Source organism: Streptomyces sp. NPDC058052 (assembly GCF_042885515.1).
Lineage (GTDB): Bacteria > Actinomycetota > Actinomycetes > Streptomycetales > Streptomycetaceae > Streptomyces.
In genome coordinates this window covers 151,469-173,361 of the sequence record NZ_JBHVRX010000008.1, presented here as the reverse complement: position 1 = coordinate 173,361, position 21,893 = coordinate 151,469, and the positions used below count along the sequence as shown (strand labels likewise).

General features: G+C 72.3%; 24 protein-coding genes. 9 read left to right on the top strand and 15 right to left on the bottom strand.

From position 1 onward, the window contains the following. Positions 1–268: 268 nt before the first annotated feature. Complete coding sequence (locus tag ACFVU3_RS14230; protein ID WP_390066168.1) at positions 269–571, top strand: hypothetical protein; 303 nt, start codon at positions 269–271, stop codon at positions 569–571. A gap of 54 nt (positions 572–625) precedes the next feature. Here the strand turns inward: ACFVU3_RS14230 and ACFVU3_RS14225 are convergent, their stop codons facing one another. The 4 genes from ACFVU3_RS14225 to ACFVU3_RS14210 form a co-directional block, all read right to left on the bottom strand. Beyond that, on the bottom strand, positions 626–1,132 hold the full coding sequence (locus tag ACFVU3_RS14225; RefSeq protein ID WP_390066167.1) for a hypothetical protein: 507 nt from the start codon (positions 1,130–1,132) through the stop codon (positions 626–628). A gap of 219 nt (positions 1,133–1,351) precedes the next feature. Continuing rightward, positions 1,352–1,957: a maleylpyruvate isomerase family mycothiol-dependent enzyme gene (locus ACFVU3_RS14220; RefSeq protein ID WP_390066275.1), complete on the bottom strand. Its 606-nt coding sequence runs from the start codon at positions 1,955–1,957 to the stop codon at positions 1,352–1,354. A 313-nt stretch (positions 1,958–2,270) separates the two neighbouring features. After that, on the bottom strand, positions 2,271–3,674 hold the full coding sequence (locus ACFVU3_RS14215) for a hypothetical protein (RefSeq protein ID WP_390066166.1): 1,404 nt from the start codon (positions 3,672–3,674) through the stop codon (positions 2,271–2,273). A 460-nt stretch (positions 3,675–4,134) separates the two neighbouring features. Further along, positions 4,135–5,760, bottom strand: a complete 1,626-nt coding sequence (locus ACFVU3_RS14210; protein ID WP_390066165.1) for a multicopper oxidase family protein — start codon at positions 5,758–5,760, stop codon at positions 4,135–4,137. Positions 5,761–5,939: 179 nt separating this feature from the next. Here ACFVU3_RS14210 and ACFVU3_RS14205 point away from each other — a divergent pair, with 179 nt between their 5' ends. From ACFVU3_RS14205 to ACFVU3_RS14195, 3 genes are all read left to right on the top strand, one after another. Continuing rightward, a complete protein-coding gene (locus ACFVU3_RS14205; protein WP_390066164.1) occupies positions 5,940–6,446 on the top strand; it encodes a hypothetical protein in 507 nt (168 codons plus the stop codon). A gap of 95 nt (positions 6,447–6,541) precedes the next feature. Further along, positions 6,542–7,306 carry a hypothetical protein gene (locus tag ACFVU3_RS14200; protein ID WP_390066163.1) on the top strand — a complete coding sequence of 255 codons (765 nt, stop codon included), beginning with the start codon at positions 6,542–6,544 and terminating at the stop codon, positions 7,304–7,306. 93 nt (positions 7,307–7,399) lie between these two features. Then, positions 7,400–7,723 carry a barstar family protein gene (locus ACFVU3_RS14195; RefSeq protein ID WP_390066162.1) on the top strand — a complete coding sequence of 108 codons (324 nt, stop codon included), beginning with the start codon at positions 7,400–7,402 and terminating at the stop codon, positions 7,721–7,723. A gap of 160 nt (positions 7,724–7,883) precedes the next feature. Here ACFVU3_RS14195 and ACFVU3_RS14190 read toward each other — a convergent pair whose 3' ends face one another. From ACFVU3_RS14190 to ACFVU3_RS14175, 4 genes are read right to left on the bottom strand one after another with little or no spacing between them, the layout of a single operon-like run. Next, positions 7,884–8,411: a hypothetical protein gene (locus tag ACFVU3_RS14190; protein WP_390066161.1), complete on the bottom strand. Its 528-nt coding sequence runs from the start codon at positions 8,409–8,411 to the stop codon at positions 7,884–7,886. Further along, positions 8,404–9,273 (bottom strand): DUF6286 domain-containing protein, encoded by an 870-nt coding sequence (locus ACFVU3_RS14185; RefSeq protein WP_390066160.1) that lies wholly within the window; start codon positions 9,271–9,273, stop codon positions 8,404–8,406. The genes ACFVU3_RS14190 and ACFVU3_RS14185 overlap by 8 nt, the downstream gene beginning before the upstream one ends. Positions 9,274–9,299: 26 nt before the next feature. Next, entirely contained in the window at positions 9,300–9,482 is a 183-nt protein-coding gene (locus tag ACFVU3_RS14180; RefSeq protein ID WP_390066159.1) for a hypothetical protein, read from the bottom strand. A 53-nt stretch (positions 9,483–9,535) separates the two neighbouring features. Next, entirely contained in the window at positions 9,536–10,045 is a 510-nt protein-coding gene (locus ACFVU3_RS14175; protein ID WP_390066158.1) for an Asp23/Gls24 family envelope stress response protein, read from the bottom strand. 272 nt (positions 10,046–10,317) lie between these two features. Between ACFVU3_RS14175 and ACFVU3_RS14170 the strand changes: the two genes are divergently transcribed. From ACFVU3_RS14170 to ACFVU3_RS14160, 3 genes are read left to right on the top strand one after another with little or no spacing between them, the layout of a single operon-like run. Beyond that, entirely contained in the window at positions 10,318–10,797 is a 480-nt protein-coding gene (locus ACFVU3_RS14170; protein ID WP_390066157.1) for an RNA polymerase sigma factor, read from the top strand. Next, positions 10,788–11,411, top strand: a complete 624-nt coding sequence (locus ACFVU3_RS14165) for an Asp23/Gls24 family envelope stress response protein (protein WP_390066156.1) — start codon at positions 10,788–10,790, stop codon at positions 11,409–11,411. Before ACFVU3_RS14170 ends, ACFVU3_RS14165 begins: the two co-directional genes overlap by 10 nt. Then, complete coding sequence (locus ACFVU3_RS14160; RefSeq protein WP_390066155.1) at positions 11,408–11,734, top strand: Asp23/Gls24 family envelope stress response protein; 327 nt, start codon at positions 11,408–11,410, stop codon at positions 11,732–11,734. The genes ACFVU3_RS14165 and ACFVU3_RS14160 overlap by 4 nt, the downstream gene beginning before the upstream one ends. A 34-nt stretch (positions 11,735–11,768) precedes the next feature. On the opposite strand, the gene ACFVU3_RS14155 is transcribed toward ACFVU3_RS14160, so the two are convergent. From ACFVU3_RS14155 to ACFVU3_RS14140, 4 genes are all read right to left on the bottom strand, one after another. Further along, positions 11,769–12,332 (bottom strand): helix-turn-helix domain-containing protein, encoded by a 564-nt coding sequence (locus ACFVU3_RS14155; protein WP_390066154.1) that lies wholly within the window; start codon positions 12,330–12,332, stop codon positions 11,769–11,771. Between the two features lie 304 nt (positions 12,333–12,636). Further along, positions 12,637–13,398, bottom strand: a complete 762-nt coding sequence (locus ACFVU3_RS14150; protein ID WP_390066153.1) for an anti-sigma factor domain-containing protein — start codon at positions 13,396–13,398, stop codon at positions 12,637–12,639. Continuing rightward, positions 13,395–13,961 (bottom strand): ECF RNA polymerase sigma factor SigK, encoded by a 567-nt coding sequence (sigK, locus tag ACFVU3_RS14145; RefSeq protein WP_390066152.1) that lies wholly within the window; start codon positions 13,959–13,961, stop codon positions 13,395–13,397. Before sigK ends, ACFVU3_RS14150 begins: the two co-directional genes overlap by 4 nt. Before the next feature lie 161 nt (positions 13,962–14,122). Next, entirely contained in the window at positions 14,123–14,563 is a 441-nt protein-coding gene (locus tag ACFVU3_RS14140; protein WP_390066151.1) for an ATP-binding protein, read from the bottom strand. Positions 14,564–14,986: 423 nt separating this feature from the next. Between ACFVU3_RS14140 and ACFVU3_RS14135 the strand changes: the two genes are divergently transcribed. Further along, positions 14,987–15,370, top strand: a complete 384-nt coding sequence (locus tag ACFVU3_RS14135; protein ID WP_390066150.1) for a hypothetical protein — start codon at positions 14,987–14,989, stop codon at positions 15,368–15,370. Between the two features lie 77 nt (positions 15,371–15,447). Here ACFVU3_RS14135 and ACFVU3_RS14130 read toward each other — a convergent pair whose 3' ends face one another. Beyond that, entirely contained in the window at positions 15,448–17,184 is a 1,737-nt protein-coding gene (locus ACFVU3_RS14130; protein ID WP_390066149.1) for an amidase, read from the bottom strand. Positions 17,185–17,356: 172 nt separating this feature from the next. Here ACFVU3_RS14130 and ACFVU3_RS14125 point away from each other — a divergent pair, with 172 nt between their 5' ends. Further along, positions 17,357–18,052, top strand: coding sequence for a TetR/AcrR family transcriptional regulator (locus ACFVU3_RS14125; RefSeq protein WP_390066148.1), 696 nt, complete (start codon positions 17,357–17,359; stop codon positions 18,050–18,052). 218 nt (positions 18,053–18,270) lie between these two features. On the opposite strand, the gene ACFVU3_RS14120 is transcribed toward ACFVU3_RS14125, so the two are convergent. Next, positions 18,271–18,627 carry a hypothetical protein gene (locus ACFVU3_RS14120; protein WP_390066147.1) on the bottom strand — a complete coding sequence of 119 codons (357 nt, stop codon included), beginning with the start codon at positions 18,625–18,627 and terminating at the stop codon, positions 18,271–18,273. Between the two features lie 242 nt (positions 18,628–18,869). Continuing rightward, positions 18,870–21,785, bottom strand: coding sequence for a BTAD domain-containing putative transcriptional regulator (locus tag ACFVU3_RS14115; protein ID WP_390066146.1), 2,916 nt, complete (start codon positions 21,783–21,785; stop codon positions 18,870–18,872). Between the last annotated feature and the right edge of the window lie 108 nt (positions 21,786–21,893).

Sequence of the window (21,893 nt, the reverse complement as noted above, 5' to 3'; positions counted from 1 at the left end):
ATCCATGGATTCCCCAGTTCATCGGTCTGAGCGGCATGGAGCACCAGCGTCCGGCGGGTCGACCGCACCCCTCAACCACGGTGATTGCTTGGAGACTCGGCATCCTGAGCCAGGCAGGGCCCTCGTGAACCCTGCAGTCACTATGGCCCGGCGCGCGGTTTCGCACACACACCTGCCCTCGCCACCCCAACACCATCGAGTTGGGGTTCAGGGCAGTACCGGGCTCCTCGGTTCGGCCCGGCGGGCCCTTGATCGGCAAGATGAGCGCATGGACAGCGAACCTCTGCAGATCCCGCTCGATCAGCTGCGGCACGTCTTCGAGCTGGCACTGCGCCACGTCGAAGCGTCAGCCGGCAGCACGGTGGAACTCGAACACGACTACTTCTGGTCCGTTCCGGGCGAAGAACTCTACGACGTCCCCAACGAACCGGGAACGGTCACGATCGGGCAGCTCTCCGAGTCGTGGCAGCACCTTGAAGATCTACTCGCCGACCCGGACCGAGCCGTGGGCCATCACCTGGTCTGGCTCGCCGATGTCCTCCGTGCGATCGGACAGGGCACCGCCCGGTAGCCAGGGCGTACGGGGGCCGAGCTCTCTCTGAGGGACAGACCTGAGTGAAGATCACTACGCTTCCGAAGTGGTGGAGGGGGCGGAAGGGTGCCCCGTCTCAGTCGGAGGCGGGGTCCTGCCATACACGGATGTCGAAGAACTCCGTGGCGTTCCCCTCCCCAACTCCGACCTCCACACGCGTACTTGATACGTTCCGTCCTCCTCCACGACGAGTGCGGGGGCGGGCTCCCGTCCTTCGACGTTGACGAGGCTGAGTTCGCGTCCTTCCACCGTGATCGAGGACGAGCCGAGCGGGATCCCTCGTCCGTCGGGCGGCGTGGCCGACCAGAGGGAGAGCGCCATGGCCATGTGGCCTGCCGAGCTCTTCGCCGGAATCCCGACGGCGCCACCGTTGGTGACGATCGAGTCCGCCGTGGGAATGGCCGTAGAGACATCCACGGAACAGCCGGCCGTAGAGACCAGCCAGAACTCACCGTACGTCACCCAGAGGCTGTCGAAGGCGACGTCGTACGGCTCGCCGTCCCGGAACAGGGCGCTCTCGAACGCGGCTGCATCATCCATGGCATCGACCCTAACCTCAGCGGTGATGCGTCCTTGAGGTGCAGTCGGCCGCCGGGCCGCATCCGCTGGTCGGCAGCCCCGTATCGGCCTCCGCTGGACGTGGACATGGACATGGACGTGGACATGGACATGGACGTGGACATGGACGTGGACATGGACATGGACGTGGGCAGGGGCAGGGGCATCGCTCGCGGGTGAAGACGGCTCGAAGACAGGTCGTCACATCGCTGCAGCCAGCGCGGTGAGGCCCGGTCCGTCAAGGTCGTCCAGCGCCACTCGCCGCCGGCAGACCGCCAGGAGGAGCGAGAGCGCGGGCCCGCGGACCTCTGGACCCTCGCCGATCGACACGTCGGCGTCCGTAGCCGTCAGCCGGGTGCGGGCCACGAGCTCTTTGGCCCCGCCGAAGGACGCGGGAGTCCGAGTCTGCAGGCGAAGTGATCTGACGACAGCCTCCCCCGGGTAGGTGCGGGAGAGTCCCAGCGGGCGACGAATGTCCTCGCCGTGCACGATCTCCTCGACGAGTCGGCTGTCGAGAGGCGCCGGCGGGGTCGACCTGCGCGACGCCACCTGGCGAAACCGCTCCAGCGTCTCCTGCGGCGTGGTGCCGCGTTCGCGCTCGACACCGCGGGCGTTCTGGCGATCGAAGTCGAACCGCGCCCGGGCGAGGCCGACCAGGAAACCCAGCCGCGTCGTCCGAGCCGTGTCGGTCAGGTGGGCGACCACGTCGTGCACCGTCCACGCGGCACAGAGCGACGGTACCTCCCACTGCTCATCATCGAGGTGCTCAAGGTCATCGACCAGAGCCGCACGCTCGGCGTGGACCATCGACCAGACATCTTCCACGGCTTCCTCCGTCGGTCGTCTCCAGCGTCTCCAGCGTCTCCAGAGGAAGACCCGCCGCGTCGCGGGAACTCATCGGCTTCGTGCGCAGTAGTTCCCGCCCCGGCCCCACGCCTCCAGCCGACGATCTCACGCCGATAGCCGGATCTCTGCCTCACGCACGCGGGGACGGCCCTCGGCTTCAGGATCGCCTCATCCCCGTTCTTGGACCGGATCCTCTCCGCGTGGCCGTCGGCCGCACGGAGAGGACGAGGACGCCCGCGTCGCCGGGACGCGCGTCCCGGCGACGCGGGGCGGCTCAGCTCCGGGGCACGCAGGGGGTGCAGCAGGCCGGGGCGGGTTCGACGCACACGGTGACGGAGTCGGTGTTGTCGGACGGGTCGGGGTCCTTCTCGGCGGCGGTGACGGTGGCGGTGTTGGTGACGCGGAGGGGCCTGGTGGCCTTGGCCCGCAGAGTGAGGGTCGCGCGGGCTCCCACGGCCAGCGTGCCGACCGCCCATTGACCGGTCCCGGGGGAGTAGGACCCGAGGTCGGCGTCGGCGGACAGGAAGACGAGCCCGTTCGGGAGCCGGTCGGTGACCGTGACGCCGGTCGCCGGGCTGGGGCCGGCGTTGTGGACGGTCAGGCGGTACGTCACGGTCTGCCCGACGGTCACGGTGGTCGCGTCTGCGGACTTCGTCACGTTCAGGTCCGCGGCGGGCCTGACCTCGGTCACGGCCTCGTCGGACGTGGCCGACAGCGGCTCCGGGGTGGCACCGAGACGGTTTTCGTACGTGGCGGCAGCGGTGTTCGTGACGCGGGTGCCCGCCGTCTCCAGGCCGAGCGTGACCCGGTACTCGACGGTGGTGCCTCCCGGCAGGGCCGCGGTGTTGGCCAGGCTGCCGCCCTGGGACGCGGAGGCGCCGGTGCCGAGCCGGAAGACGACCGCGCCGGCCGCGGGGTCGTAGGCGGCGTGGTCGTCACCCGCTTGATCGGTCTTCGCTCCCGCGTTCGGACCGTCGATGATCCGCAGCGATCCGGGCACGTAGGTGGTTCCCGCGGGCAGGACATCGGTGAGAGTGAGCCGCTCGGCGGCGCCGCCTCCCTCGTTCCTGGCGGTGATCCGGTACGTGACGACATCGCCGACGTCCAGCGGACCGGCCGGCACGGCGGTCTTGGTCAGCACCACGTACGGGGCGGTGCCGAAGAACACGCCGTCGAGGAAGTTGCCGATTCCGCGGTTGCCGCCCGCGGCCGAGACGGAACGGAAGGCGAAACGGGTGGTGGTCTGCCCGGCCGGGACGGTGTAGGTGCCGGTGTAGTACCCCCATGCCGTGTTGCCGTCGGTGAAGGTGCGCTGCTCGACCACGCTGCCCGGGGCGCCGATGTCCAGGGCCATGGTGTCCTGCCCCTGCCGGCCGCGGTGGTAGAGCCGCCAGTACAGCCGGGAGCCGGGAGTGGTCGGAAGGTCCTGGTAGAGGGTGGAGACCTGGTTGGCGTTGAGCTCGGCGAACTGGTCGCCCTCCGCGGACGGCACGCCGTTGAAGCCGGAGTGCCACAACTCGACCATGTGGTCGGTGGCGGTGGTGAGCCAGCCCGGGACGTGCCGCGGAGCCTGGGTCTGGGAGGCGTCCGGCAGGAAGGCCATGTCGCTGACGGAGGGTTCCTCGAAGCTTCCGTTGACGAGGGCGACCCGGAGCGGGACGGAAGGGGGTGTACCCATGGTGACGTCTCCATTCGGTCGATGGTGCGAGGCATCCCCGCTCTCCCCGAGAGCCCGGTCACCGACAGGGTGGGAGGAGGGATCCGGAACGCTCCGTAGCTCACCGCCTCCACGGCGCCCGGTACAGCCGGGGTGGAGAGATCCTGGCCAGCGCCGTCCGGTGGGTTTACCCCTGTCGACACGGTCGCCCATGGCACCGCCGCCCCCGCGGGGCCGGACGCACCGCCCCGCCGGTCACCCCTGGAACACCGCCCGCGCGCGTACCTCCCGTGCTGACCTGATGACACCGCTGCCTGGCGCCCATGCGCCACCCGAGGGGTTGAATCGAAGGGTGTCGGGTTGACGTACGCGTGTGCGAGATGAGGGTTCTCTGCTCCCCTCCGCACCCCGACGGGCAGGGATCCGACCCACCTCGTGGAGAGTGTGGGGGCCTCTCACGCATGGGTGAAGTCGTAGACGCCTACCGGAGCGTGAGGATCCTGGGCGGGGGAGCGTTTGTCGCCGAGTTCGTCGGAGGGCCGACGTAGTGGACGGCCTGCATCATGCCGAGGTCTTCGTGGTGGAGCTGGTGGCAGTGGGCGATGGTGCGGCCGGTGAAGTCCTCGTACTTGACCAGGAAGGTGGCCGAGTCTCCGGGTCTGCCGCCGGCCAGGCCGATGGTGTCGTGCCAGATCGGCGGGTCGAGCCGCCGGCCGTTGCGGTGGGTGAGGAGGACCTGGTTCGTGTGCAGGTGGAAGGGATGGCTGTGCGCCGGCACGGTTTCGTCCGTACGGATGCTCCAGCGCTCGATGGTGCCGAGGCGCAAGGTGTGGTTGGTGTGGCCGGGGTCGAACAGGCCGTAGGCGGGGTCGTGGGTGAGATCGCCGTCGGGGTCGGCCGCTGGGGTGGCGCCGGTGCCCAGGACGCGGAAGGCGTTCGGGAACGCCCCGGTGAAGACGCGCGCGTCGGCGTGGAAGATCACCTCCCGGTCCGCGTGGGGGTTGGCGATGTCCCTCTCGTCGAGGAACGGTTTGCCCTGCGGAAGGACGGTAGGCAGTTCCATCGTCGGCCGGCGGGGCTCTCCCGCGACCTCGATCGTCATCAGCGGCCCGGGGACCCCTTCCGCCCGTAGTTCGTACCGGCCGGGGGCGCCGCCCCGGATCAGGACATCGGCGCGGTTGCCCATGGACAGGTCCAGCAGGTCCTGGGCGACGGGCCTGGCGAAGGTGACGCCGTCCTGCGCGATCTGGTGCATCCGGAGGTCTTCGCGGTCTCCGGCGACCCGGAGCCGCAGGGCGGTGAACGCGGTCGCGGCGACCAGCCGCCAACGCTGGACCTCACCGGGGCGGAGCCGGAGGGTCGGGTTGACCGTGCCGTTGACGGTGAAGGTCGAAGGGACGCCGGTCACCCAGGCGCCCGAGGTGAAAGCCGGGATCTTGCCGTTCTTGACCTTGAGTTCGTTGATGCACACCACAAGGTCGGCGGCATCCCTGATCTCGGGGACCTCGTCCACGTCGCCCTCGACGATGATCACACCGGTCATGCCGCCGACGATCTGCTCGGCGATGGCACCGTGCAGATGCGGGTGGTACCAGTAGGTTCCGGCGGGGTGGTCGGCCGGCACGTGGACGGTCGTCGCGTACCGCGGCTCCGGGGCGCCGGCGGCGACCTCGTCCGGGGTGCGGGGCGCGAACTCGCGCAGCACGTTGTCGGCGAGCCCTGACGGGGAGACGTGCATCCCGTGGGTGTGCAGATTGAAGCTGTTGGGGTGGTGCGGTGTGTTGTGGCCGCCGGTGTGGGGCGGGTTGGGCGGTAGACCGTTGATGTGTGTGAGACGCAGAGTCTGCCCGCCGCGGACGCGCAGGGTCGGGCCCGGGATCGTCCCGTTGTACGTGCGCGTGGTGAGCCGGCCGTATCCCGGCACCGAGACCTCTGTGAACCGGACGTCGAGCGTCTGCTCCAGCACCGGCGAGGCCGAATCGGGGGCCGGCCGCGAGGTCGTGACAGCGGGCTGCGGGAAGGAGGTCGACGCCGCGGCCTCGCGCCGCCAGCCCAGAGACCCGCTGGCTGCCGCCGCCAGACCCGCGACGGGGATCGCCTTCAGCATCGACCTACGGGTGATTCTGCCGCTTTCTCCCATAAGCGGGCAATCTAGATCATTGCGATCTTGAGGTGCGGGTACCGCGCCGTGGGCGCTGCGGGGCAGGCACGGACGAGCAGTCCGGAGCACAGCACCCGCGACGAAATCCGGTCGCCCGGACGTGCCATGAAGAGAATCATGGACGGGTGACGTCGACCGCAGCAGCAATCGCCCTACAGGACCATGCCGCCCTCTGGAGCGCGGGGGATATCCGCGCGAGCGATGTCGTGAAGGCCGCCTGTGATGCGCTCGTCGCCGGACTCGACACCCCCGGCCTTCGGATCCTCGCCGCCTGCACGCGCGCCGAGGCGGACTACGACGTCCACCACCTGCTTCCCACGGCTCTCGCCGAACTCGGCCTCGCCTTCTGTCCGGTCGACAGCGAGGCCGGCCAGGAAGCCGCCGCCCGAGCCCTCGCCCGCCGCATGCTCGCCGGAGAGCTCACGCCCCGGCAATTCACCTTCCGGATTCACCAGCGCCACGGGCATCAGCTTCCCCTGACCGAGCGCCTCGCCGAACTCGACGACGAGTACGACATCCTCGATCACGGCGACAGAACCCTGGACCAGGTCGACGCCGAGGTCACGGCCGAAGCACGTCGCCTCGCGGCCCACCCCACGGTTCCCGCCGCATCCACGGCGTCGCCCGGCTGACGCGCATCGCTTCTTCGCTCGGGAACCGGGCCCTGGGGCGCATCGCTCGTGCTCGGCTCGTATGGTCGGTGAAGGTTGTTCATATGTTCGGGGGTTTGTTGCGTATCGCAGATGACACGGGGTGGGACCGGGGCTTTCCGGTGAAGTACCTCCTGGTTCAGGAGGGCGAGGACGGTGGGGAGCAGCTCTGGGGGAGGTGCGCGGGCATCGAAGGGTTGTTCGTCGATCCGGTTCCACCGCCACGGGAGGTCCTGACGCTCCGCGGATACCGCCCCGGCGGTCTCCTCGGCGATGTCCTGGCCGATCCCGAATCCTCACCGCGCAGTCTGGGCGACGTCTGCGTCGAGGTCTGGGACGGCGAGGCGCCTGTGCAGTGGTGGACTCTCGTCGACGCGGTCGTGGTGGCCCATCGGCCCCACCCGGCCGATCCGGAGCGGTACGACGTGGTGCTCGGCGCCGGTGTCAGGAGTGAGGAGAGCTTCTTCGAACTGCCCGCGGCGCCGCGCTTCGAGCTCTTCGCGGGAACGACGGCCGCTGCGTCAGGTGCGGGCCGGTGCTCTGCCGTGGATGGCCTGTTCAGGGACCGAGCGGACCCGGCACCCGTTCCGATGGAGCTGATCGGCTGTGAGCCCACGGAGCCCCTGCTCGCGGCGTTGCGGCGACCCCGTCGGTCGGAGCGGGACTGGGCCCGTCTCCTGGTGCTGGATCGGCATGGTGCCGTGATGGCCTCCTGCTGCGTGGGTCTGGCCATCACCGGAGCGCGGCCGTCCGTGCTCGGTGGCGCGCTCGTCGACATCACGCTCACCGATGGTGGAGACGACCGTCCCTCGCCGGCGGTCCGCCCGATCTGGGTGCGGTGACATCAGGGCCCGCCGGCCGAGCCCAACCTGTGGGCGCCGTACGACTCGCAGGGCAGGGCCGCCTGGCTCGACCTCACCACCCGTGCCTGGCGGGTGCCCGCGCCCCGACCGGACCGCTCCGGCGGCGAGTACCACCTCGACGGCCGGTTCGTGACCGACGTCCCGGGGCTGCACTGCGCGATCGCCGAGGCCCTGCTCGGACCCGGCCGCTACTTCGGCCGAGAGTGGAACGCCTTCAAGGACTGTCTGTGCGGCGGGTTCGGAGTGGTTCCGCCCTTCACCTTGACCTGGCACGACTCCAGGGTCGCCCGCCGCGCGCTGAGGGACGTGGTGGGGGACCCGGAGGAGGGACTCTCCTCCTTCGAGGAGATCGTGCAGCTCCTCGAACAGCGCGGCGTCACGGTCGTGCTCCGGTAAGCCGGAGGCGCTCGACGGGCCTACGTCGTGGAGCGCCTGAGTGCTGTGGTCGGGCGACGCGTCACGTGACGGTGACGTGGGAGCGGTCGTCGGCGGGTCCGTGGGCCCACCCCTCAGCCACCGCGCGCGTCACGCTGCCGCACAGCTCCCCGGCGTTGCCCTACGCGGCTCTGCGAGAGCGGGGTCTTCGGACCGTGAGATGGATCCGGGCGACGAGTCGGCGGGGGGCGAGCAGGGCTTCGAACGGGGGGACCACCACCGTGGAGACGTGGGCGAGGACTTCGCCGGGGTCCGTCCCGCAGGCGATGCGGAGGGTGAGGGAGAGTTCCAGCCTCCGCCCGCGGCGTGTCAGCCGGCAGCGGGTCCGGTCGACCCCCGGGACGGTGGAGCAGGCAACCTGGACGGCCCGCCGGACGGCACGGCTGTCCAGCAGGCATCCCGGGGCGGCGAGCCGCAGCCGCCGAGGCGCCCGCCGGGGAAGCTGCGCGGCCAGCAGGACCAGCCCGGCAGCCGTTCCCACGAGGCCCGCCAGCAGCGAGCCCCCCACTCCCGCCTGCTCCACATGGCGAAGACCCGCGCGCATGACCGGGCCTTCGCCCCATCGAGCCGCGCTCGCCGCGGCGGCGAGGAGGGCGGTTCCCGCGAGAGCGAGCACCAAGCGGTTGGCCACGGCCGCGCGGCTAGCCATCGGCGTTCCCGCCCCGTCGACTGCGGGCTTCCCTCAGGACGAGGCGTACAGCGGGCGTCCGCCGCAGAGGCAGAGAAGCGACGGCGGCCGCGACGGCGCCGAGCGCCGTGCTCCGGACGTCCTCCGGTGACCCGAAGGCGGACACGCCCCGTACCGTGACGCGGCGAGGGGTGAATCGGACGCTGCGCACGCGCAGCCCGGGGACGTCGACGAGGGATCCCCGTACGAGGCGGGCGGCGTTCTTGCGGGTCGTCCGGGCCCGGGCCGGAGACGCGCCGCCGAGTGCCAGCGCGCGGCGATCGCCCGGGGTGACGGCCAGGAGGACCAGCCACCCTCCCGCCCATGCGGCCACCGGCACCGCCCCATGGCGCACGACGGCCGAGCTGCCGGCGCCCCGCACCAGACTCTCGACGCGTGGCCACACCGGCGCGGCGGTGCCGGGAACGTACGACGACAGCGCGGTCCACACCAGCAGGCCGCACAGGACGGTCGAAGCGAGAGCCAGGCACGCGGTGGCGAGACGCCGCCGGGACCAGGGCCTGCCCACCCCGGCCGGCGCCGGCTCCATGGGCCGGGGCGGTGTCGGCGGGTGGGGCCGGTCGATCCCGAGTGCGCGGATCCGGATGTGCGCGGGCGCGACGCTCTCGCCGGTCAAGTGGCGGGTCCGGTCCACGACATGGCTCCGGACCCGGACCATCCGGCCCACGTCGACAGGCGCCGACAACGGCAGGTCCACCTCCACCGTCACCTCGACGGAACGCCCGACGCGGGAGGCGGAGCCGCCCAGCACCCGTCCGCCGAGCGGAGCGGTGGCCTCGGCGGCGGCCTGCCGGGCGATCCGCCCCGCGGCGCGGTCGGTCACGGTCGTGACGCCGCGCTGGGGGCCGGTCACCGTCGCCCGCGGTCGGTGACCAGCAGGGCGCGCAGGTCGCCACCCCGCTCCAGGAACCCACCGGCCGCGTAGCCGGCCCCGCCGAGGACGGCGACCAGGAGGAACGCGCCGAAACCTCCGAACCAGCCGGCACATCCCAGCGCCACCCCACCCCACAGCCCCAGAGCGTCCTTGCCCACGGCTGCCTCCCTCCCTCGCATGGACGACGGCTTGCACAAGCGGTCCATGGACGTCATGCCACGCGCGTCTCTGCGGACTCGTCACGGTCGTCGCCGGGCAGATGGACGTCGGTGACGGCGATGTTCACCTCCACGACCTCCAGCCCGGTGATCCGTTCCACGGCGCTGATCACGTTCTCGCGGACCTCGCGGGCGACCTCGGGCACGGGGACGCCGTACTCCACGACCAGTTCGACGTCGATGGCCGCCTGCCGCTCACCGACCTCCACCTTCACCCCGCGTCCCACGTGCGGACGCCCGCCCGGGACCCGGTCGCGCACGGCACCCAGCGTCCGCGACAGCCCGCCGCCCATGTCGTGGACACCGGGCACCTCCCGCGCCGCCCGGCCGGCGATCTTGACGACCACGGTGTCCGCGATCGCCGTCCTGCCCCGCGTCCCGGCAGGTTCGGTCACCTCGGTGCGCCCCGTTCCTCGGCCGGTCCCGGTCCCGGTCCCGGTCCCGGTCCCGTTCCCGTTGACGTGGTCGTGACGGGTCGGGGCCTTCTCCTGCGTCATGGTCATCTCTGCTCCCTGGCCTGGTCTCGGTGTAGCGGCACTCCTTTGACAGCGCCTGGTGACCATTCGTTACGGACTTCTTCCGTGGATTCGGTGGACGACAGTGCGAATCGATGGGGCGTAACGAAATCCCCGCGGAGGCTGTCAAAGCGGTGGAGGCTGGAAGGAGCCCGCGTGTGAGTGCTCGGTGTAGCCCGGTCGGGCACGAGGACACGGCCGATCCCGGAGGCCGGCTGCTTGCCGTCAGGGCGGCGGAGGGAGACGAGGAGGCGTTCGAGATGCTCGTGAGAACCCACTCCGGCGCCATGCTCCAGCTCGCCGAGCGCCTGATGGGCAGCCGCGCCGAAGCGGAGGACGCCGTCCAGGACGCGTTCGTCAGCGCGTGGCGCAGCCTTCCCGAATACCGGGGCGAGGCAGGGTTCGCGACCTGGCTGCACCGCATCGTCACCAACCGGTGCCTGACCCTTCTGCGTGCCCGCAGACCCGCCGCCGGCCTCGACTCCGTCGCCGAACCGGCGGCTCCGGACCACCGCTCCTCACCCGCCCGCGCCGCCGAATCGCACGCCGCCGTGCGCGACCTCGCCCACGCCATGGACGCGCTCTCCGCGGAACAGCGGGTCTGCTGGGTCCTGCGTGAGATCGAGGGACAGCCCTACGAGGCGATCGGCCAAGCGGTGGGGATCAGACCCGAGGCGGTCCGCGCCCGCGTCTTCCGGGCCCGGCGCGTGCTGACGGAGGCGATGGCCGCATGGCGATGAGCACCCCCCACCCCCGCGACATCCCCGACGACGAGGACCTCGAACTCCTGGCGTGCGGCCGGGATCTGGCCACCGTCTGGGAACAGGCGGCCCTCGCACCCACCGACGACCCCCACGCCCTCACCTGCACCTATTGCCGACAGGCCGTGGCAGACCTGGAGCACCTGCGGGCCGCCGCCCTTCCCGCCGCCGCCACGCGGCCCGCCGGCCTCGACGACTCAGCCCTCGTACAGCGCGTCATGGACGTGGTCCGGCTGGAACTGCGCCCGGGGCGCGACCTGCCGCTCGGCGACGCCGCCGAGAACAGCTGGATCTACGAGTCCGTCGCCGCCCGTACCCTGCGCGCGGCCGCCGAGGAGGTCCCCGGTGTCCGCGCCGGCAGCTGCCGCATCACCCCGCCCGGCAGCCGTACGAGCCCCGCACGCGGCCCCGTCGCCGTCCAGATCGACATCACCGCCGAGTACGGTCGCGACCTGAGGTCCACCTCCGACGCCGTGCGTGACAGCCTGGCCCGCGCCGCCAGGGAACGCCTCGGCCTGGCCGTCTCCGCCTTCGACGTCACCGTCACCGACCTCCACGACCCCCCACCTCGGCCGCAGGAGCGCAGACCATGAGAACCCGACACGCGCCCGCCCTCTCCGACGCGGTCGCCGAAGCCGTCCTGGGCGTCCCGGGCGTGGCGTGCCTCCGCCCGGGCCTGCGCAGTCTGCTGAGGGCCTCCGTGACCGTGCCGTCCGCCGGCCGTGGCGCCGATACGCGCGGCGCGGTGCTCGTCACCTTCGATTCCGGTGGCACGGTGAGCGGGCTGCGCGTCGACGTCGTCGTACGGGCACAGCACCAGGCCGCCCGTACGGCCCGGGCCGTCGCGGCGGCGGCCGCGGCCGCCGCCGCGCTTCCCCCGGAGGCGGTGCGGGTGAACGTCACCGGGATCGTGTGAGCGCCACCGGCGGGGACGGGACGGAGCGCCGCCGCTACAGCGGGGGCGGACAGGTGAGGACGACCCACCAGGCGAGTGACCACGTACAGGCCGCCACCCCCAGCAGCCGCAGGCGCCGGATCCGCCGGGGCGACACGGGATCGGCCGCATCGCGACCGACGTGCTTCACCCGCAGCGATCCGGCGCCCTCGTGCCCCGTCGGCCGGGAGCCGTGGGCGTCCGGCCGTCCGCCCGGCGTGACGCCGTCCGACGAAGTCCGGGTGGTGCGAGAGGGGTTCGCCGCAGGGCGCCGCCGCCCCGGGCGCGCGGTCGCGGCCGGGGGTCCGGCATCGGGGCCGGTGTGCTGCGCCAGCCCTGCGAGGAACCGGCGGTACGCCTCCCTGCGTGCGCCCCGGGGAGTCGACCGCCCGGACTCCCAGGAACGGACCGTGGCCGGTGTCACTCCGAAGGCCCGAGCCACCTGACGGGTCGACAGGCCCCACTGCTCGCGCAGCCGGCGCCGCTCGCCCGGCTCGGGCAGTTCCTCCGGACGGCGGGGGAAGGGCCCGTGCGCGGGGCGAAGAACCTGGCGGGGGAAGGTCTGGTGCGCTGTTGTCATACCGATGTGACAATCCGTATGCCGCGGCCGTGACGCGTGATCCCGGCGGTTCACCCGAACGCCCCCCCACGCCCGGTTCGACGGTGAGACCGACCGTGGTGACGCCGGCGGAGTCGTCTTCGCGGCGGACGGCTGACGACCGTGGTGAGGCGCCGTCGGTGGCGCGGCCGCGGACGGAGCCGGCGGACGGTGCCGGCGTCCGGTGCCGTCCGCACCCCGTACGCACTCAGGCGGGCGTCACCCCGCGGTCCGATCGCCTGGAACTCCGTGGGGGTGGCAGAGGCGTGCTTTCGTCGCTCGCTGTTCAGGCGCCGATGGAGATGAGGCCGAGGGGTTCGGTGGTCGGCTGGGCGGAGCCGCCCGCGGGTTCGACGGTGATACCGACGGCGACCGCGTCGCCCAGGGGACCGGCGAGCACACGGGTCGCCCGGTCGCCGGTGCTGTCCAGAAGGCCCGCGGGGCGCAGGCCGCCGGCCTCGTCGGCGTACCAGAGTTCGTACGCCTTGTCGCTGGGCAGCGCCGGGAGACCGCGGGCGGTGAAGACGGCCTGGGCCTGCTCGCGCGAGACGACGACGGCCGCCTGGGCTCCGTCGGCGAGCTCGCCGGCGTGCACGGTGGCGTCGGGGGCGGTGAGGACGTCCGCGAAGGTTCCGCCCGCCGTGCGGGCCTGCTCCTGGGCCTGGGCTGCCTGGGCGCGCGCCTCCTCGGCGTCCGCATGCTCCCGGGCGGCGAGCGCACCGAGCACGGCCGCCGCCGCGATGCTCGCGGCGAGCGCGAGACGCAGGCCGGTCCGGCCGCGGGAGCCGCCACGCGGCCGGGCGGCGGGACGGAGCCGGTCCTGCGGAGTGCGGGAGATCTGCTCCATGACGCGCGCACGCAGCTGCTCGGGCACCGGCGCGGTCTCGGCGGAGGCGAGCCGGGCGGCGGTCCTCCGGAACTCGGCGACGTCCTGGCGGCAGGTCTCACAGCCGGCGAGATGATTCTCGAAGGCGGCTTCCTCCGCGGCGGGCAAGGCGTGCAGAACGTATGCGGCGGCCCCCAGGTGCGGATCTCCTGGCGTTGTCATGACCCGGCCTCCAGGCAGGCGCGCAGTTTTTCCAGGCCCTTGCGCATGCGGGACTTCACCGTGCCCTCGGGGGTGGACAGGGCACGTGCCACCTCCAGGTAGGTCATGCCCTGGTAGTAGGCGAGGACCAGGGGAACACGCTGGAAGCGTTCCAGGGACGCCAGACAGCGATGGACACGGCGCCGTTCGTCGCTGTTCTCGACGGCCTCGACGACCTGGTCGACGTCCCGGTCGGGCGACAGCATCCCGGCACGGACTTCGCGGTCCTTGCTCGCCTGGACGGTGCGTACCCGGTCCACGGCACGCCGGTGGGTGAGGGTGAGCACCCACGCCTTCGCCGTTCCGAGGTCGGGCCGGAAGCGGTCCGCCGTCCGCCAGACCTCGATCATGACGTCCTGCGTGACCTCTTCCGCCTGGCCGGCGTCCCGCAGGATCCGGCAGGCAAGCCCCATCACCGGCTGGGCCAGTGCGTCGTAGACGCGGGCGAACGCCTCCCGGTCGCCCTCGGCCGCCCGGAGCAGGAGCGTGTCGAGGCGGGCGTTCGGATCGGATGGGTGAGGCAATGGTCGTCCCCCGTCATCGTGCCTCTGCTGGTCGGCCGCCCGGGCGTGCGACGGAGTCGCCCTGCTCAGGCGGTGCGACGTGCTCGACTCTGCCGTCTTCGGCGGGGTCGTGCCGCGTGACCGGGCCAGCCGGGTGAGTCCGTGACCGGGGCGGGGGGCCGTCACGGTGGCCTCCGGCGCTCGCGTGCCGGTGCCTGCGCCTGCGCCTGCAGCGAGACGTGGACGGTCTTGCCGCCGACCCGGGGGACCACCCTGACGGAATCCGCCAGGTGGTGCATGATCTCCAGGCCGAACCCGCCCCGGTGGTCGCCACCCGCGGGCCGCTGGATCTCGGGCATTGCCTCGCCGCGGTCGGTGACCGCGATGTCCAGGGACCCGCCGCGCTCGGCCAGGGCCAGCAGGCACGGGCCGCGGGTGTGACGGACGGCGTTGGTGACGAGCTCGGACACGATCAGGACGGCGTCGGCCGTCCGGGCGCACGCGGCCGCCTCCAGCCATCCGGCCGCGATGCGGCGGGCGGTGGCCGGGCTGCGCAGACCGCCGGGCAGAGCCACGACGAGGCACGTCGCGCCGGACGTCGAGGGTGGTGCGGTGATGGTCATGACCGCTCCCTGGAGACGAGGGGTTCTTGTGTGAGGGATTCGTAGCCGTTCCGGGCACGGATGACGGATCGGCCGGGGAGGCGCCCCGCACCGGAAGCCGCTGTCCCGGGCTCGGAGGCGTCACGGCCCCCGGCGTTGCGGGCGGGGTGGCGTCCCGGTGGCGCGGCTTCGCCCGCCCCGGCCCCCGTCACCGTTCCGCCACTCGCCGGCCTTGGAACCGGCCCGGACCTGCGGTCCGACCTCGCATGGACCCCTCCGCCCTGCGACGGTCCGACTCCGATCACGATGTTTTCCGGCGCTTCCTCATCTGCAGGCGGGGCGGCTCCGAATCCCTGGTGACCCTGCACGACGAAGCAGCCGTCCGAACCGCACGGCAGGACTCGACGTGCTCCGGCAGTCGATCGATCGAGGGAGGTGCGTCCGATGACCGCGTCCATGCGCGCCCGTCGTCTGGTGGCGAGTGCCGCCGCGACGGGAATGCTGGCCGGCGGCGCCGCGCTCGGCATGTCCGGCACGGCCACCGCGGCACCCGCGCCCACATCCGTCTCGACCGTCGTGGTGGGTGACCGTCACGATCACCACGACCGGTGCGAGTGGAAGAAGGGGCACTGGGAGAAGAAGTGGGTGAAGGGCCACTGGGAGAAGAAGTGGACCCACCACAAGAAGTGGCACCCCGGCCATCACGACAAGCACGGTGACTGGCACAAGGGCCACTGGAGCCACGACCGCCAGTACAAGTGGGTCTACGTCCCCGCCCACTGGGATCACCACTGGGTGAAGGGACACTGGGACTGCCATCACCGGTGACCGGCGGACCCCGAACCCCTACCGCTGAGGGCCAGGCCCCGGGGCCTGGCCCTCAGCCCTCCCCTGGGGCGGTCAGGTCACTGCGCCGGCAGGCGCGGGGTGCGCGGCGGGGGCGTGCGCCGGCTGCCGGTCTTCTCGAACGCCGCCGCGAGGGAGAGCAGGGCGTTGTCGTCGTAGGCGCGGCCCGCGAAGGTCAGCCCGACGGGCATGCCCGTGTCCGTCATGGTGCCCATGGGCACGGTCACGGTCGGGATGCCGAGGTGGCGGGGGACCAGGTTGCCGTTGGCGACCCAGACACCATTGCGCCAGCCCAGGTCGGCGGAGGCCACGCTGACGTCCATGTCCGCGGGGCCCACGTCGGCCACAGCGGGGAAGACGACCGCGTCCAGGCCGAGCCCGTCCATCCACAGCTCCAGGTCGACGCGGCGCGTCTCCTCCAGCCCGCGCAGCCCCTCCTCCAGGAGCGGCATGTCGGTGAGGGACGCGTAGGGGCGCTCGCGCACGAAGCGGGGGTACTCGCCGATCGTGTCGTCGAAGCCCTCGTACCGGTCGGGCAGCTCGCCCCCCTGCTTGGGCCAGATCCGGTCGCCGTCGACGTCGGCCAGGGTGGAGAGTGCCGGGTCGCCGTTGGCGCGCAGGAAGTCGTCCCAGGCCCAGGCGGACAGGTCCTCGATCTCGAAGGTCAGGTACTCGCGACGGACCAGTCCGCGCGTGAGCAGCGACGGGGCTCCGGGACGGTCGGACTCGTAGTTCGACACCACGGGGAAGTCGACCTCGACCACCTCGGCGCCGGCGGCCTCCAGGTCGCGGCGGGCGGCCTCCCACAGGGCGATCACCGAGGGACGCGTGTCGACGCGCTGGCCGGTCTGGCCGCCGATGCCTCCCTCGGGGTTCGTCCCGGCGTCGGGATCGGCGTTGATGTACATCCGGGGCACGCCGACGCGCTTGCCCGCCAGCGCGCCGGACGCGGCCTCGGAGTCGGCGGGCGCGAGGGCCGGGTAGGACGCGGGGCGCACCTGCGACGGCGAGGGCAGCTCCAGCCACGGCTGGGCGCGCCACAGGTCCCCACGCGTGTCGGGGTCGTCGGCGACGATGACGTCGAGCAGTTCGAGCAGATCGGCCATGGTCCGGGTGTGAGGGACCACGACGTCCATGGTCGGGACCAGCGGCCAGTTGCCGCGCACCGAGATCACGCCGCGGCTGGGGGTGTAGGCGCACAGCGCGTTGTTCGAGGCGGGTGCGCGGCCCGATGACCAGGTCTCCTCGCCGAGGCCGAACGCTCCGAAGGAGGCCGCCGTCGCCGTGCCGGAGCCGTTGGAGGAGCCGGAGCCGTAGGCGCTGGTGAGCCAGTCGGCGCTGTACGGGCTCTCCGCGCGGCCGTACACGCCGCGCTGCATGCCGCCGTTCGCCATCGGCGGCATGTTGGTGAGGCCGATGAGGACGGCGCCGCCGGCGCGCAGCCGCTCGATGGCGAAGGCGTCGCGCTGGGCGACGAGGTGCTCGAACGCCGGGGAGCCGGACGCGGCCGTGAGTCCTTCGGCGAGGTAGCTGTCCTTGGCGGTGTAGGGGATGCCGTCCAGCGGGCCCAGCGTCTCGGCGCGGGCGCGGCGGGCGTCGGACGCCTCCGCCTCCGCCCGGGCGCGCGGGTTCATCACGACCATCGCGTTCAGGGCGGTGGCCGTTCCGGGCCGGTCGTACGCCTCGATCCGTGCGAGGTAGGCGTCGAGCAGCCCGACGGCGGTCGTCTCGCCCTTCTCCAGCGCGGCGCGCAGGTCGGCGATACAGGTCTCCACGACATCGAATCCGCGCGTCATGCGGGTGTCTCCTGGGGGGTGAGTAGGGCAGGCGGGCCGCTGGTCATCGGGGCGACCGCAGGGTCGGCCGTCATGCCCCATCGTTCTGACTAGATTTTTAGTCTAGATCAGAGGTCTGGAATTTTGGAACCTAGACTTGGGACCTGGATCTCCCGGAACCGAAAGTGAGCTCATGGCGACGTCAGAGACCGGGCCCGACCGCCGCACCTCGCCGAGGGGCGTCGAGGCCGCTGCCGCCTCGCGGCCCAGGGCCCGGGTCCCGATCGACAGGAAACGTCAGCCCAGCGGGGACGACGCGCGGGAACGGGCCATGCGTGCCGCCGTCAGCGTCATCGCCGAGAAGGGCACGGCGGCCCTGCGGATGTCGGACATCGCCGCGCGGGCCGGCATGAGCACCGGGCACATCCTCTACCACTTCGGAAAGAAGGACCGGCTCCTGCTCGAAGTCCTCGCATGGAGCCAGACGGACCTCTGGACCCGGTTTCAGCAGGCCGCCGACCAGGCCGCGTCTCCCGCCGAGAAGCTGGACCTGTTCGTCCGCTTCTACCTGCCCACCCACCAGGGCGACGAACGCTACGCACTGTGGACGCAGGTCCTGGCCCAGCGCCACGACGAAGCGGGCCGCCGGATCCTCACGGAGCTGCTGGACGGCTGGGACGAGCGACTCGAAGCCATCCTGAGAGAGGGCCGGGATCTGGGGCACTTCGCCGATGTGGACCTCTCCGAGTTCACCGTCCGAGCCGTGGCCATGCTGAGCGGACTCTCCGAGGACGTGATGTTCGGACGGTCCCGCTGGCAGCACACCTCCCCCCACGCGTTCGCCCTGTCAGCCCTCGAACGGGAACTGCGTCCCGCCGGTCAGGGCTGACGCCGGGCGGAGCCGGGGCGCCGCAACCGGTGCCTCGGCCCGCTGCGCCGGCCGGTCCGCGCGTACGCCTGGGTGCGGTCCGGCACCAGGGATTCGACCTGGCCCACGGGGCGCGGACGACACCCCGATGTGGTTCCTGGTCACACGGTGCTCAGGTCGCATGAGGCCAGCACGCCACCAACAGCTCGGGTCGCGTGCGGTGATCCGTAAGAGACTGCCTAGCCCTGGACGGTGAGCAGGCCGCGCCAGCGGGGCTGTTCGGCGATCAGCGAGGCCGTGGCCAGTGCGGTCACGACGATGGCCGCCCATGCCGGCCAGGCCGCCCAGGAGGAGACGACCGCCGCGACGAGGTGGAGCAGAACCACGCCGATGGTCACCGCACCCGGGACCGGGACGAGGATCTTCTCCCTCTCGACCCCGTTGTCGCCGGGCGTGACGAAGACGGCCAGTGCGGAGACGAGCAGGACCACCGATCCCACGGCGAGGAACAGGGAGTACGGGGCGAGCGCCCAGGGCGTGGCGACCCATGCCGCGAGCATGCTGAGGAAGCGGAGGGGATCCGCCAGACGAGTCACGAACCGACTGTCCCACAGGCCGCCTTCAGCGAACGGGTGAACGAATCAGATCGGTGGCTTGGAGGGGACGGGACGGTCTGGGGCCGGGGCGCGCCTCTCCCCGACACCGACCGCTCTACCGCCTACGTCTGCGCCCTGCCCGCCGCCGAGACGGGACTGGGCGAGCCGCCGGCGGGTGCTCTGCCCACGGGATCTCCCAGCCCTTCTGACCCATGACACGGAGCGCACCGGCCTTCTGGCCGTCAGCGGTTGGCCTTGGAGCGGGTGTGCGTGTCCTGCACGGTCTGGAATTCGCGGTCGGCCTGAGGCCAGCGTCCTGTCGCCAGGTAGGCGCGGCCCAGCCGGGAACGGATGTCCATCTCCAGCCAGTCGTAGCTGGGTTCGGTGAGGCGGGACAGGGAGTGGTGCTGGAGCAGTGCCTGATGGTGCAGGGCGATCGCGGCCTCCGGGTCGCCCTCCGCCTGCTCCGCCGTTCCCAGGCGGGTCAGGCTGCGGGCGCAGAGGAAGTAGTCGCCGGCCTGGTCGACCAGCACGACCGCCGCTCGCAGATGGCGCTTGGCCTGCTCGAACCGGCCGAGCCGGAGGTGCGCGTCGGCGGCGCAGCTCAGCACCCGGCCCCGCATCCGGGGTCGCCCGATGGCCTCCGCGTGCGGGAGGGCGTCGGCGAAACAGGCCAGCGCCTTCTCGTTCTGGTGGTCGAAGTAATACGCCAGTCCCTGGACGATCAGCGCGGTTGCCACGACCCAGTCGCTGCCGTTGCCCCTGGCGAGGGCGAGGCCCTCGCTCGTATGGCGGATCGCGGATCCGGCGTCGCCCAGGCTCAGGGCCATGGCACCCAGAGCGGTGCGGGTCCGGCTCTCCTCATGGGCGTCGGGACGGTTCGCGAGCAGGGTCAGTGTCTGTTCCAGGCAGGCGCGGGCCCGCTTGTACCGGCGTTGGTGGATCGCCGTGTAGCCGAGGCAGTTCCACAGGGCGGGCGGCATCCGGCGATCCGTCGTCCCGTCCACGTGGGCCAGGGCGGTCTCCAGGGTCGTCTCGGCCTCGTGGTAGCGGCCCTGCCGGACGAAGTAGTCGGTCAGGGCCTCGGCCAGCCAGCAGGCGTGATCGGCGTCGCCGACGCTCGCGGCGTGACCGACGACATCGGCGAGTTCGCTGCCTGCCGTGTCGAGCCAGGTCTGTGCCTCCTGCCAGGTCGCGAACGGTCCGTTCTGCGGCCGGGGTCCGGTCGGGAAGCCCGCGACGCCCCAGTCGCTGGCCATCCGGGCGGCGTCCAGATGGAGACGGAGCGCGGCCTCGCGGGCACCGGCGGTCTCGCCCGGGGTCGCGTGCGCGAGTCGTCGTGCGTGCGACCTGACCAGATCGTGCAGCCGGTAGCGGCCGGGCCGGGGCTGCTGGACCAGGCTGGTGTCGACGAGCTCCTCCAGCAGCACCTCCGTCTCGGCACCGGGAAGTCCCAGCATGGCCGCCGGTGTCAGCACGTCGAACTCCACCGTGGGTGTCACGCCCAAGGTCCTGAAAGCGCGCCGTTGTTCGGGGGGCAGATGCTCGTAGGACATCTGGAACGCCTTCTCCACACTGCGGTCCCCGGCGTTCAGCTCCCCGAGCCTGTCATCTCCCGCCATCCGGCCCACCAGGTGTGCCACGGTCCAGGTCGCCCGGTTCTGCAGGCGCGACCCGGCCAGGCGCAGGGCGAGCGGGAGGCCGTCGCAGAGTCGGGCCAGTCGCCGGATCGCGTCGGGCTCCTGGTTCGACCGCCCTGCCCCGATGATGTCGGCGAGCAGCGACTCGGATTCGTCCGCGCGCAGCGGTTCCAGGGTGACCCGCAGATCCGCGTCCAGCCCCGCCAGCCGGCGGCGGCCCGCCACCAGCACCCGGCTTCCCGCGCCCGCGGGCAGCAGGGGTCGTACCTGGTCGGCGTCCAGGGCATCGTCCACGACCAGCAGGAGCCGCAGCCCGCTGGTGGCCGTCCGCCATACGGAGACCAGGTCGTCGAGTTCGTCCGGGAGCTCGCCGCGCTCCGTGCTCAGCGAGCGCAGCAGCCGCTGGAGCGTCCGCACGGGCGTCTGCCGTTGCTGCGTGCTGTGGGAGCGCAGATCCACGAACAGACAACCGTCCGGATACTCACCGCTCAGCTCGCGGGCCGCGCGGACGACGAGCGCCGACTTGCCGACTCCCGCCGGTCCGTCGACGGTCCGGACGGTGACGGCCCCGGGGGTCGCGGCTCCCGTCAGCCGGGCCAGTTCGGTCTCCCGCCCGATCAGGCGGCCCGCGTCGCCGGGGAGTTCGTTGACCACCCGGCGGGCGGGCGCGGGAGTGCCTGGCACTGTCGCCGGGCCCCCGGGCCGCACCGCCAGGTCGTGCGTCGCCGGGCCCCCGGGCCGCACCGCCGGATCCCCGCGCAGTATCGCCTCGTGCACCCGGCCGATCGCGTCGCCGGGGCTCGTGCCGAGCTCGGTGCGCAGGAGCCGGCTCAGGTCCGCGAAGACGGTGAGGGCCTCGCCCTGGCGACCGCTGCCGTACAGGGCCCGCATCCGCAGGGCCGCGAGCGGCTCGTCGTAGGGGCCGGACGCGCACAGCTCGGTGAGATCGTCGAGGGCCTCGCCGTGCCTGCCGAGATCGACCAGGCACTCCAGCCGCTGTACGTGTGCCTCGCGGCGCCGGTTCAGGAGGCGTTCGCGTTCCTGCCCGGCGAACGGGCCGGGCAGCCCCGCCAGCGGCTCCCCGTCGAACAGGGCCAGTGCCTGCGCCAGCCGGTCCGCCGCACCGGCCGGGTCACCGGCCGTCCTCGCCCGGCGGGCCGCGTCGGTGTGCTCGGCGAGATCCGTCAGATCGAGCCTGAACCCGTCGGCGACCAGGCGATACCCGCCCCGCTCGCCGCGGATCAGGGACCTCTCCGGTCCGCCGCCCGGAACGTCCAGCTCCCGGCGCAGCGCGTACACATAGCTGGGCAGGACGCTCCGGCCGGTCCCCGGGGGATCGTCGCCCCAGACCGCATCGAGCAGTCGCTGCTGACTGACCAGGACACCGGGTCGCAGCGCGAGCGCGACCAGAACCGCCTGGCGGCGGACCGGCCCGAGCGACAGCCGGTCGTCCTCGTGCCAGAGCTGTACCGGCCCGAGCAGCATGAGCCGCAGCTGTCGCGACTGTTGCGCCCCCACGTGATGCCTCCGCTTCGCATCATCGGAATTTCATCGGTATTGCAGCGGCTGCCGCGAAGCTTGCGCAAGTGCCCCGCCGAGTACCGGCCATCCGGGAAATCCGGCCTG